Below are 12,879 nucleotides of genomic sequence, written 5' to 3'. Positions count from 1 at the left end.
CCGCTCAGCGTGATGGCACCGTTGGTCGCGTTCAACGTGACTTGCATCAAACCGCTTCCGGCATCGATGTCGGTGATCGAGATCTGATTCCCGTTGCCGCTGGAAAAGACGAGCGTCGTGTCTTCCGCCGTCGTTTGCGCGCCGGGAACCGTGTTCGCCGGAGCGTCGTTCACGGCGTTAACGGTGATCGCTATCGTATCGGTGTCGGAGAGAGCCCCGCCGCTGCCGGTGTTTCCTTGATCGTTCGTCACGATCTGTAGACTTGCGGCGCCGTTGTAGTTCGTCGTCGGCGTGAAACTCAGACCGTTTAAGGCCGTATTGATATTCGCGATCGTGCCGGTGAATGTCATCGTCGCGTCGGCCGTCCCGTCGCCGGTGACGAACGATAGCCCGCTCAAGCCGTTCAAAGTAATCAGGCCGTTGATGGCGGTGAGCGTGACCTGTACGGGATTCGTACTTGCATCCACATCGCTGATGCTGATCGCATTGCCGTTGCCCGACGAGAACACGAGAGGATCGTCTTCCGTGGCGGTTTGCGGACTCGGCACGTTGACGACCGGCGCATCGTTCACGGTGCTGACAGTGATCGCCGCCGTATCGGTGGCGGTCGAAAACGCTGTTGTGCCGCCGTTGGTTGTGGTGTCGGCCGTCGAACCGTTGGTACCCGTATCCTGGTCCCAAGCTCGGAACGTGACGGCATTGGAGACGGTTCCGTTGTAGTTGGCGCTCGGCTGGAAGTAGATTCGCGTGTTGGCGTCGGCCGACAGCAGGCGCGCGTTGCCGTCGGACACGGCCCCGAGCGCATTCCAATTCGAGCCGTTGTCAGTGGAGTACCACCAACTGCCGTTGGCTGTGTCGGCATTGGTGATGGCGATACCCAGCAGCGCACCTCCATCGGGATCGACGACATTGTCCACCTGACCCGACGGCGAATCGAAGTCGACCAGGCTCGAGACCAACGTGCCGACGGCGCCGACCGGCGCGCCTGCATCTTCGACGACGTTGCCGAGCACCGGCGTTTTGGTTGCGTCGAGCGTCGGAGCCGTGTTGGTACCCGAGGAACGAATGGAAATCGCGCCTGCCGCCCAGTCTTCATTATGAACGGTCCAGGAGCTATCGACCGACGCGGCTCCTGCCTCGAGCGTGCCGCTACTCGTCGCCTTGGCGATCTGCAGGTTCCAGAACTCTGTCTGGCCAGGGTCGGGCGTCGCCAAAGTAGTATCGCTATGCGACGAAACTAGGCCGAACACGACGTCGGTTGCTTGGGAGGCGACCGTCACCGCGGCGCTAGCGCTTTTTCCGAACGCGCCGGCGAACGATCCGAGCGGCGTCGTCTGATCGACGCCGGTGAACGTCATCACACCCGCATCCAAACCGTTATAAGAGGTGCCCGAAGTATTGATAACGACGTCGTGTATACCTGAGCTAGGCGCCACCAATGCCCAGATTTCAACGCTGGCGTGCGTGGATGCATCGTATTCCTGTCCGACTCGGGTCAGAGCAATTCCGTTGTACGTGACCGACGTGATGGTATCGCCGTGCGGATCAAACGAGATGCCGACCAGCATCAATCGATTCGCGCCGGTCGACTGATGCGAAATCGTCAGGGATGCTTGGCCGTCGGCGCTGCCGCTCGACGTATTATTTACGGCGACATTCAGAATGTTCATCCATTGACGTTGCGCCGTAGCGCTAACGGCGATGATCGTTTCGATCGGGCCGTCGGTAAATTCAAGATTCCAGTTGCCGCCAAACAGCGCGTTGCCGGTGTTGTCGGTGCTTGCCGCGACATCCGCTCCGGTCGTTTGCTCGAACCGCGTGAGCAGCGTCCGGCCTTGTTCGCCGGCCGCCAATTCGCAGCCGTAGAACAACAAGTCGGCGTCCGCAGTGAGTGATCCGCGCCACCGGGCGATTTCGGCGGAGTAATTGTCGAAATTCGCATTTGTCAATTGGACGTCACCAAGTCGCAACGCTCCGTCGGATGCGTGCGACAGCAAGTGAATTGCACTCAAGTCGTCATATGCGGCCAACAGGTCGGAGATTTGCTTGACTCCGTCCCCCTGAAAATTCACGCGCACTACTTCAAATCGTCGCGACGCGTCGGCGTTGGCCTGTACGTCGGCAATGAGCCGATCGACGTCTTCGATGTTCGCGTCTACGATCACGAGTTCGTGTCGCACCGTTGCTGCGATTTCATTTGCTGCCGCGGATGTGTCGGCAACGGCTGAGGTGCCGTCCGACGCTTCGTAGACGCCGGAATCACCACTGACGGTGGGCACAGATAGAGACGAAGCCGAGGAGATGAGGCCGTCGAGCGCGGCGTTGATGCTCGCCGACGCTCCGGCAAATTGCATCGATGCATCGGCGGTTCCGTCGCCGGTGATGAACGACAACCCCGTCATTGAAGCCAACGACAACGTGCCGGTACCGCCGCCGACGTTGAGACTCACGAGGAGCGAACCGCTATCGGCGTCGACATCATTGAGCGCCGAGATGGTGATCGCGACGTTATCGGTATCGGACTTCGCTCCACCGGTGCCACTGTAGCCGAGGTCGTTCGTCGTGATCGCTACGCCCGCGGCACCGACGAAGTTCGTCCCCGGCGTGAACGTGAGGCCGTTGAGGGCCGCGTTGATGTCCTTCGCGGTGCCGGTGAACGTCATCGTCAGGTCGTCGGTGCCGTCGCCTGCCGAGAACGTGATGCCGGTCGATGATGCGAGCGTGATCGCACCGTTGGTCGCCGTGAGCGTTACGCGCAGCGGGTTCGATTGAGCATCGGCATCGGCGACGCTGATCTGATTGCCGTTGCCCGTGGAGAAGACGAGCCCGGTGTCTTCGGCCGTCGACTGCGCGCCCGGTACGGTGTTTACCGGTGCGAGGTTCGTCCCGTCGACATAGAGCTGAGCGAAGACTCCTTGCGTGTCGCCGGAGCCGCTGCCGCTCCAAACGACGACGAAGCTGTCGTTGCTCTGCATCGCGACCGATGAGAAGCGTTGGTTGCCCGAGGTCGTCGAGTTGGCGAGCGTTTCGTTCGTTTGGGCGACGCCTGCGGAATCGTATTGGCGAAAATAGACGCCGTCGGTCCCGGCGGCGTCTTGCCCGGAGCTCGTCCAACTGACGACGAACGCACCGTTGGCGGCCATGGCGACGCGTGGCGCGCTCTGATCGCCGGTCGTCGCAACGTTAACTTGGAATTCGCTTCCTTGCGCAATTCCTGCGGAGTTGAAGCGCTGGGCGAAGATGCCGAAGCCTCCGCCGTCTTGCAGGTTGCTTGCCCAAGCGATCACGAAATTGCCGGCACTATCGGCTGCCACCGATGAATAGATCTGCGCGTCGGTCGTCGTCGCGTTGACTTGGAACTCGCTCCCTTGAGCGACACCGGAGGAATTGAACCGTTGAGCGAAGATGCCGGTCGCATCGGCATCCTGCCCGGTCCAAGTGACGATGAAATCGCCGGTTCCCGTGAACGTCGCTGAAGAATAGTCTTGGTCGCCGGTCGTGGCGGTGCCGATCTGAAATTCGGACCCTTGTGCGGCGCCGCTCGCATCGTAACGTTGCCCGTAAACGCCATAGCCGGAGCCGTCTTGCCCGAAGCTCGACCAAGTGATAACGAAGTTCCCGGCCCCGTCCATCGCCGCCGACGGACTGCGCTGATCGCTGAAGGTCGTCGTGTTGACTTGGAACTCGCCCCCGACAGTATTTCCCGACGCGTCGAAGCGCTGGGCAAAGATGCCGTAGCCTGCGCCGTCTTGGAGCAGACTTTCCCAGACAACCACGAAGTTGCCGCTTGAGTCGGCGGCTACCGAGGCATGGAGTTGATCATTGGCGGTCGTCGAGTTGACCTGAATCTCGCCGCCGACCTTATTTCCCGTGGTATCGAAGCGCTGTGCGTAAACACCCGCGCCGCTTCCGTCCTGACCGTTGCTCGTCCATGCGACGACGAAGTTTCCCGACGCATCTGCGGCCACCGACTGCTGCGCCTCGACGTGCGTCTGTTGCACGCCGGTCGTGTCGGTGTTGACCAGCACCTCGGCGGCCATCGGCGTGGCGCTGAAGAGCGTTCGATCCTCGAATTGCATGCAATCGAGTGCGCGCACCGCCGGCGGACGTTCGGCGGCGTATTGCCGCGAGCGAAAGCGATCTCGAAGGAATGCGCGCAGCGAGGTCATAGAAACACGGAAGAACACGGAGTCCGATACTAGGAAATCTAGGCCACCATAGACGAGGCGGCTGATGCATCTCGAAACTCCGACGTTTCTAAGAATTAAGACTGGGGGGACTATACGGATTAGGTACGGAAACAACCCTTTCCGTACGCTTGATGACGATAACAACGATGAGAGGGATTAGAGCGCATGCGCGCTCTCACGGGGTCGCACAACCGCCTGTGAACGGAAAAACGCGATGAACTTCGGCGTTCGCTCAACCTTGCTGATGACGATCCTTAGCGGATCGCTCGCCTGCGGGCTGTTGCGCGCACAAGTGCCGATGGTCGCGCCCATCGCTCCGGCTGGTTCGGCAATCCTTCCGATATCGCCTCCGACACAGATCGTCGATGGCAGAGCACCTCCGGCCCAGGCGCTCACACCCTGGTGGAACGAAGATGTCAAGCGTCCGCTCGACGGCACGCGCACGCCGCTCTCGATCGATTTGGAAGCCTCGGTGCTCGGCGTGCTGAGCTTTTCGCCGCAGGTGCGGATCGCTTCCGACTCGCCGATCATTCGTGAAACGCAAGTCGCCGACGCGATGTCGCGGTTCGACCCCCGGACGTTCGTCGATTCGAAGTTTACCGATACCAGCGACCCGGTCGGCAACCTTCTTACGACCGGTGGCGCAAGCCGATTCATCGATCAAACGGCTTACTCGAGCGCGGGAATCAAGAAAACGAACACGATCGGCGGTCAATTCGAAGCGGCGCAGAAATTCGGCTACCAGAACAACAATTCCCGCTTCTTCGTGCCGCCGAATCAAGGAACGGCACGGATGACGCTGACCTACACACAGCCGTTGTTGAACGGCAGCGGCAAGGTCTATAACACGAGCGTCATCTGCTTGGCCGAACTCAACACGCAGGAAGCCGGCGCGCAGTTCATTCAAGACTTACAAGCGATCCTGATGGAGACGCACAAGGCTTATTGGGATCTGCGTCTGCAGCGGGCCACTTTACTCCAGCGGATTAAGCTTAAGCAATCGGCTATCGACATTCAGCGGGAACTGCAAGGCCGGGCCGATTTCGACGTATCGAAGAGTCAGATCGTGCGGGCCGATGCCGCCGTGGCGACTCGCGACGCCGCCGTGATTCGTTATGCCACCGAAGTCGCCAATGCCGAGACGAAGTTGCGGGCCTTGATCAACGATCCTCGGTTGAACGCTCAACCGACGGAGTTGCTGCCGAGCAAGTCACCCTATCACGAGCCGGCCGAGCCGAACCTCGTCGAAGCGCTGACGGTTGCGCTGCAACAACGACCCGAAGTGAAGCAAGGTTTTACGGAAGTTCGGGCCGCGGGAGTCAAGGCCGATGTCTCGAAGAACGAACTCTTGCCGGTCTTGAATCTCTTGCTCGGCTCCTACGTCTACGGTTTGCAAGGCAACTCCGAGATCGGCGATGCTTGGGTAAGCCAGTACGCACAAGGGCGGCCGACGTATTGGACCGGATTGCAGTTCGAGTACCCACTGTACAACCGAAGTGCCAACGCGCGGATGACACAGCGGCTCGTCGAGCTCCGTCAATCGACGAACAAGCTACAGCAGACGATGATCCAAGTACGTGCCGAGACCGAAGTTGCCGTGCGCGAAGTGACGACGACTTATCGCGAAATGGTCAGTAAATATCAAGCGATGCAGGCCGATCAAACGGAGATCGAATACCTAACGTCGCGGTGGCGGCTTGCGGCCGACGACCAGCAACTGGCCGGCGTCGTATTGAACGACCTACTCGGCGCCCAAGAACGCCTTGCCGCCGCGGAATACGGCTTCGCTGCGGCGGAAGCGGCCTACAACGTCGCCCTAGCGAACTTGAACGCGGTGACGGGCTCGTTGCTACAGGCCGATCGGGTTCGAATCAGCACTGTGATTGTGGATGGTGTACCGCAGACCGAAGTCTCGACCTTACAACCGCTCATGGAACTGCCACCCGATCATGCGCCGAGTTCGCCGGAATTCTCACCTCCGCCCCTCGCACCGTTACCGGTTAACCCATCGATGACAGTCCCGATATCTGCGATGCCGCCGACGCCCGGATCGATACAGTCGGCGCAGCGTTCGTTGCGACACGATCAAACCGCGACCGGCGGGCCCACCCTCGGACCGGCGCTCATGATGCAGCCGTTGCCGAGTCCCGCCGTGACGTCGGCCATCGCTCCGGCGTCGTCATACGGAGGCTCCGCTCGGCTCTTGCCGCCGGTTGCCTCCGGCATTACGCCGCTCCCACCCGTCGCCGAGCGCGACTCGGAAACCCAACAACGATAGTGCCCATGCCTACGTTTCGCGAATTGGCGTTCGGTTGGATCCCATCGCGGGGACGCGACGAACGACTGCTTGCCGACACGATCGGTAATGCAAAGCGGCTCATGGCGACTTTCGCCGAACTTTCGATCGACGATCTACGAGAGCAAGCTTCGATCGTGAGAAGGGAGCCGAACGACGATCGAGCCTTGCAGTCGGCTCTCGCACTGTTCGCCGCCGCATCGCAATGGGCGATCGGGTTGATGCCGTTCGATGTACAACTTCGTGCTGCGGCGGCGATGGCGCTGGGCCGCTGCGTCGAGATGCGGACCGGCGAAGGGAAGTCGCTCGCTGTCGCCGCCGCCGCCTCTGCGTTGGCGCTCCGTAATCGCTCGGTGCATGTTGCGACCGTCAACCAATACCTCGCGGAACGCGACTACGCTCGATTCGCTCCGGCATTGGAGCTGTTGGGGATCTCCGTCGGAGTCTTGAAGGAATCTCGTACGCCCGACGAGACGCGTCTGGCTTATTCGTCTTCCGTAGTCTATGGCACCGGCTACGCGTTCGGTTTCGACTATCTTCGCGAACGGCTGCGACAAGTTGAGGAAACGCCTGCGAAGCTCGGCGACGCGCTACGGCGTCGGCTCGCTGGTCAGGAAATTAGTCTTCCGCTACAACCGCCGCTCGATTGCACGATCGTAGACGAACTCGACTCGGTTCTCATCGACGAAGCCGGTACGCCGCTCATACTCAGCACTCCGCGCGACGCCGATCCCGATTCGCACAAAGTCTTCGATCGCGCGCGAAGCGTCGCAGCGAGCCTGACGCCGAACCTTCACTTCGCGATTCATACGGAACACCGTCGCGCGACGTTGACGGAGCTTGGCTCGCAACGTGTGTCGTCGCAGTTTATGCGCGAGATCTCCTCGCAACTGCGCCGACCCTGGTCGCAGTATGTCGAAGACTCTCTCTCCGCCTCGCTCCTGAAGCAGGATGTCGACTACGTCGTCGTCGATAGGGCCGTGCGGATCATCGATGCTTCGACCGGACGCATCTTCGACGATCGACGCTGGCCCGAGGGACTACAGAGAGCCGTCGAGTTCGCGGCAGGCGTGCCGTTTTCGATTCCCACGGTCGGCGCGGCGCGCGTTACCAGACAACGCTTCTTCAAACTGTATCGACATCTCGCCGGAACATCGGGCACGCTCGTCGAAGCCGGCGACGAACTTCGGGAAACCTATCGGTCGAAGATCACCGTCGTCCCTCCACGACTTCCTTCTCGGTTGGTTCGCTTGCCCGATCGATACTTCGGAGACTGCGCGGTACGCGATCGAGCGGCCGTCGCCGAAGTCGGCGAACTACGACGCACTGGTCGGCCGGTTCTCGTCGGTTGTCGCACGATCGAGGTCAGTAAGCGAATCGCTCGGCTCCTCGCCCTGGAACACATTCCGCACAGCGTGCTTAACGGTACGCAATCCGCCGAAGAAGCGACGATCGTCGCGGCGGCGGGAAGCAGCGGGCATGTGCTCGTGGCGACGAACCTTGCCGGCCGAGGGACCGACATTCAACTCGACGTCGACTCGCGCGCAGCCGGCGGCTTGCACGTCATCGGGATCGAGTACCATGATTCGGGCCGCGTCGATCGCCAATTGCTCGGTCGCGCCGGGCGACAAGGCGACCCGGGCTCCGGACGATTCTTTATTGCGGCCGACGATACGATTTGGCGAACATACTCGGCCGTGAGTGCCCGCCTTTGCGCAGCCGCCGATGCGGACGGCGAAGTTAGAAGCGATGTCACGGTGGAAATTCGTAAAGCTCGCGCCGATCTCGAAGCCCGACTGCGACGCGACCGCCTTCACGTCGCGAGTTACGACCGTTGGCTCGACAACGTCCTACGGACCGCCGGGCCGGCGTAATAATCGTTACGATCGGAACGGCACGATCTCGTACGTTCCGTAAGACGTGACCTACCTTTGTTGTGTTTCCGCAACACGACTCGAGGTCGACATGTTCCGTACCCTGTTTCGCACCGTCGCGATAGTTTCGGCGCTAAGTAGCTGCGCATCAATCGCCCGCGGTCAATCGCACGATAGCTTCACCGAACCGTTCCGTAAGATCGACCTGGCGCCGGCCGAAACGGGTGTCGTGGCCGAAATCGTCGTGAAGGAAGGGGATGTAGTGAAGGCCGGAGCGATCATGGCGTCGCTCGATCGAGATGTGCTTACGATCGCTCGCGACATCGCCCATGTCGCGACCACGGCCGACGGTCGACAAAAAGCTTCACTCGCCGAGTTTCGTCTCAAAGAGGCGCGGCTCAAGAAAATGCGCGAACTGCAGGCGAAGGGACATGCGACGCCTGACGAAGTTCAGAAGGCCGAGGCAGAGTTCGAGTCGGCCGAAGGACAACGGCGGATCGTCGAAGAACAACACCAACTCGATCTCTTGGAATTGAAAAAGACCGAGGCCATGATCGAGCGCCGCTTGATTCGCAGCCCGATCGACGGTGTCGTAACGAAGATCCACCGCGAGCAAGGCGAGTTCGTCACCCCGGTCGCTCCGACCGTGGTCACGGTCGTACAGATTCATCCCTTGCGGGCTGTTTTCAACCTTCCTCGCGCCGCCGGTGCGAGCTTGCAAGTCGGGAAACCGGTGCGTTTGAAGATGGCCGACACCGAGCTCGAAATCGCAGGTAAGGTCGAGTTCGTCGCCCCCGTATTCGATGCCGAAAGCGAGACGATTCGAGTCAAGGTGCTGATCGAAAAGAGTCGCGATCAGGTATCGGCCGGCTGCCGTTGTTCGATCTTGCTCGACGAAGCGTCGGCCGATGCTTCGGTCGTCAACCGTTAGGGCGTAGCATCGGAATTATTGCGACCAGGAAAGAGACGCTACGATGCACTTGAAAACGCCGCCCGACCGTGTGAGGCCGGCATCGGCCTGCAACGAGCCGACGATGCCGGCGGAATGGTCGCTACTGACGTCGCTAGTCGAACTGACCGACTCGATTCTTCGAGCCGACGACGAAGCGGCGATGTATCGGACGCTTGCGCTCGGTGTGAATCAGTGTTTCGCGGGTGACTATACGGCGATTGCCTCAGGCCGATGCAGCCGATTTCAGATCGAAGTCTTCACGCATCTCGAGTCGTTCGACCGCGGTTCGGAGTTGGTGCGGCAATTAGAACAAAAATGCGAACCATATTCCGACGGCGGCAATGCGGCTGTCCGTTTCCTGGAGTTGCCGGGTGGAGAACAGTTCGCCTTTTTGCCTTTCATCTCGTCTGCAGGACAGGTGATCGCCATCGCGCTGGTGAAACCGACGCGGTCGTCCGAACCCATTTCTATCGAGGCCATGAGCCTAATCGGCGAGCACATCGGTCCGGCGTTGGAAGCGAAGTCGGTGGTGTTGCGACGTTCAAAGGCCGGGCTTTGGTGGCATGCGCTCCGCGAGAACATTGCGAAGAACAAGCGATATGCCTTCTGCGGCGTCCTCGCGCTAGCGGCGATCGGGGCGTTGCCGCTGCCTTACAAGGTTCGCTGTGAAGTCGAGGTACAGCCGGTGGTTCGCCGCCACATAGCCGCCCCGTTCGACGGCATCCTTCAGCAAAGTCTCGTAAAGCCGGGAGACATCGTTGCGACGAACCAATCGCTCGGACGGCTCGATGCCAAGGAGCTGACCTGGGAGATCGCCGCCGCGACCGCAGAGCGCGACCGCGCCGCGAAGTCGCGCTCCGCCAACATGGCGGTAGGCAAGACCGCTGCAGCTCAGATCGATGCCCTGGAAAGTCGACGACTCACCGAACGCTTGAAGCTGCTTGAGAATCGTCTGGTACACCTCGACATCGTCGCGCCGATCGCCGGTGTCGTCGTCAGCGGCGACATGGACCGCGCGGAGGGCGCCCCGGTCAAGATCGGACAATCGTTGTTCGAAGTCGCTCCTCTCGACCGGATGGTCGTCGAGGTGCTCGTTCCGGAAGCCGAAATCGATCGGATCACGTCGGGGCAGTCGATCGACCTTTACTTAGATTCGACTGCCGGCGACGATCGCCAAGGAGTCGTTTCCCGCGTTTATCCTCGCGCCGAACTTCGCGGCGGTGCGAACGTCTTCGTCGCTGAAGTCGAACTCGATAACGACTCGGGTTCACTCCGGCCCGGAATGAAAGGAATCGCCGAAGTTCGCACCGATCGTCGAACGCTTGCGTGGATCGCATTCCATCGAGTCGGAGAAGCAATACGGCGGCTTCTCCGTTGAGCGGACCCATGTACGAACGTATTCAAGAGCCGGGTAGCTTCGTCGTAAGAGCACGGGGAGATGTGCGCGCGTCGCGGCGATCGGAGCGAGGAAAGCCGTACTACTTCCTCGAAGACTCGCTGCGCGGGACGTACTATCGACTCGGCGAGGCAGAGTTCGCATTGTTCGACTCGCTCAATGGAGTATGCACGCTGGACGAGGCAGTTGCGAAAGCAGCCGCCAAGCGGCCCGACGATGCGTTGAATCTCGACCACGCACTCGCGCTGTCGAAATGGCTGCTTGAGGTCGGACTCGTCTACACGGCCGAATCGACCTCAACCGAACGCGTTCAAGGAAAGACGGAAATCGCACAGTTCGGAGCGTGGAAACGCTGGAGTCCATGGTTCATTCGTTGGACATGGGGAAGCGCCGATCGGTTGATCGAAAAGTTCCAACCTCTCGGCGCGATTCTCTTCAGTCGTCTCTTCTTCGTCGTTTGGCTAGGTGCTTTCCTCTCGGCTTCCGTGATCGTCGTCGGCAATTGGTCGGAGATGTCGGCACATTCGCCGTTAGAACTCGGGCTGCGAGGAACGATCGCTCTACTAATCATTTGGTCTGCGCTCAAACTACTGCACGAAGCGGGACACGCTTTGGCCTGTCGCCATGTCGGGTGCAAGGTCGGCAGCGTGGGGATCATGTTCGTGCTCGGCATTCCGTCGCCGTTCGTAGACGTCTCGTCGACTTGGCGTCGCAACAGCCGGGCCGACCGAGTGCTTGTGGCTCTGGCGGGAGTCTATCTCGAAGCGTTCATCGCTTCGCTCGCGATGCTGGTTTGGGCGTGGAGCAGCGACGACGCGACGCATCAACTCTGCTTAGCGACGGCGATGGTCGCAGGCGTCAGCACACTGGTTTTCAATTTGAACCCACTGATGCGATTCGACGGCTACTTCGCATTTTCCGACGCGATCGACTTTGCAAACCTGTCGTCACGCGCGGCCGCTGCGGCCGGCCGCTTCCTTCAGCGTTACCTCCTTGGAGTCGAAGAACCGGAGGCCATTCGTCGAGCGGGGCCCGAACCGCGTTGGCTCGCCGTCTTCGGATTGGCTGCGATGGCTTGGCGGGGCTTCGTGACATTCGGCCTGCTGAGCTTAGCTCTCTATAAGTTCGGGCCCGTCGCCGCGGGATTGCTTAGCGTCTTACCCGCCATTCATTGGCTTCGCGGATTAAGACGAATAATCTGCGAAATAGGGTCGTCGGCGACGATCAGGTTCCGACTGCGCCGCGCCACGTGGAGTTGGTGTTGCGTCGCGGTCATCGGCGGCATCGCGTTGTGGTGGTGCGATCCGCGCGAGATCGATGTTCCTGCGGTGGTCGACTACGAGCCGCTCACGGTCGTCCGGACACGGGGTCCGGGATTCGTGCGCGAAGTGTTCGTTCAAGACGGCGACTTCGTTAACGTCGGGCGGCCGCTCGTGCGCATCGAGAATAAGGAACTGACGGTCGAGTTGGAGCAAACGAAGCTCCAAATTCAACAGCATGTCACCAAAGCCCGAGTGCATCGGCAAGCGGGAGAGTTGGCGAAAGAGCAAGCGGAAACGATTCGGCGTCAGTCGCTGGAAGTGAAGCTGACCGATCTGGAAAAACGTTCGGCGAACCAGGTCATCACTGCACCGGTTGCTGGGCGAATCGTGTCGCGCGGCATCTCGCAATTGTCGGGGCGTTGGTTAACGGATGGAAGCGATGTCGTCGTTCTAGGTACGGAGTCGGCGAAGCACGTCGTCGCTGCGCTGTCACAAGAGGATTCGGAATCCATCCCCACAGCCGGCGACGGCTATTCACTGCGCATCACCGGCTCCGACCGGATCATCGTGCCGATCTCGCTTCGGGCAGACCCACGGGCGAGTTGCGAATTGATTCATCCGGCACTGAGCGTCGAACACGGCGGAGAGCTTCCGATTCGGCGACGCGATACGACTTCCAAGGCGACGGACGCTCAGAAGACGATGATCGCCGAGTTTTATAAACCTCATTTCCGCCTGACTGCCGGCCTCGCGCCCGATATTGCCGAGCCGATCTTTGCCGGTCGCACCGGTGTACTCCGGATTCGCACGACGTGGCTCATCGCGTTTGGGCGCGTTTGGGCGAGGTTCGATCGTTGGCTCGACGGTGCGCCGCGAAACGAAGCGGAATAACATCGCGGCTTCTTAGGA

Annotated in this window: 6 protein-coding genes; 5 read left to right on the top strand and 1 reads right to left on the bottom strand. The window is 60.6% G+C overall.

The window, feature by feature from the left end; all coding sequences use genetic code 11:
- Positions 1-4,169, bottom strand: a 4,169-nt coding sequence (locus tag K8U03_08820) for a DUF4347 domain-containing protein (GenBank protein ID MCE9604990.1), incomplete at its 3' end; no start/stop codon positions are given.
- A 235-nt stretch (positions 4,170-4,404) separates the two neighbouring features.
- On the opposite strand from K8U03_08820, the gene K8U03_08815 reads away from it, so the two are divergent.
- From K8U03_08815 to K8U03_08795, 5 genes are all read left to right on the top strand, one after another.
- Positions 4,405-6,468, top strand: a complete 2,064-nt coding sequence (locus K8U03_08815) for a TolC family protein (protein ID MCE9604989.1) — start codon at positions 4,405-4,407, stop codon at positions 6,466-6,468.
- A 5-nt stretch (positions 6,469-6,473) separates the two neighbouring features.
- Positions 6,474-8,360, top strand: coding sequence for a hypothetical protein (locus tag K8U03_08810; GenBank protein MCE9604988.1), 1,887 nt, complete (start codon positions 6,474-6,476; stop codon positions 8,358-8,360).
- Positions 8,361-8,451: 91 nt separating this feature from the next.
- Positions 8,452-9,291, top strand: coding sequence for an efflux RND transporter periplasmic adaptor subunit (locus K8U03_08805; GenBank protein ID MCE9604987.1), 840 nt, complete (start codon positions 8,452-8,454; stop codon positions 9,289-9,291).
- Between the two features lie 43 nt (positions 9,292-9,334).
- Entirely contained in the window at positions 9,335-10,690 is a 1,356-nt protein-coding gene (locus K8U03_08800) for an efflux RND transporter periplasmic adaptor subunit (protein ID MCE9604986.1), read from the top strand.
- 8 nt (positions 10,691-10,698) lie between these two features.
- Positions 10,699-12,861 carry a hypothetical protein gene (locus tag K8U03_08795; GenBank protein ID MCE9604985.1) on the top strand — a complete coding sequence of 721 codons (2,163 nt, stop codon included), beginning with the start codon at positions 10,699-10,701 and terminating at the stop codon, positions 12,859-12,861.
- The last annotated feature ends 18 nt before the right edge of the window (positions 12,862-12,879 follow it).

This window comes from Planctomycetia bacterium, from assembly GCA_021413845.1.
GTDB lineage: Bacteria > Planctomycetota > Planctomycetia > Pirellulales > PNKZ01 > PNKZ01.
Note: the sequence above shows the minus strand (reverse complement) of the source record. Positions and strands in the feature narration are given on the sequence as shown.

What these genes read in the sequence shown, in the direction of transcription:
- K8U03_08815 (MCE9604989.1), top strand. Translation starts at nt 4,405, where the DNA reads ATGAACTTCGGCGTTCGCTCAACCTTGCTGATGACGATCCTTAGCGGA.
- K8U03_08810 (MCE9604988.1), top strand. Translation starts at nt 6,474, where the DNA reads ATGCCTACGTTTCGCGAATTGGCGTTCGGTTGGATCCCATCGCGGGGA.
- K8U03_08805 (MCE9604987.1), top strand. Translation starts at nt 8,452, where the DNA reads ATGTTCCGTACCCTGTTTCGCACCGTCGCGATAGTTTCGGCGCTAAGT.
- K8U03_08800 (MCE9604986.1), top strand. Translation starts at nt 9,335, where the DNA reads ATGCACTTGAAAACGCCGCCCGACCGTGTGAGGCCGGCATCGGCCTGC.
- K8U03_08795 (MCE9604985.1), top strand. Translation starts at nt 10,699, where the DNA reads ATGTACGAACGTATTCAAGAGCCGGGTAGCTTCGTCGTAAGAGCACGG.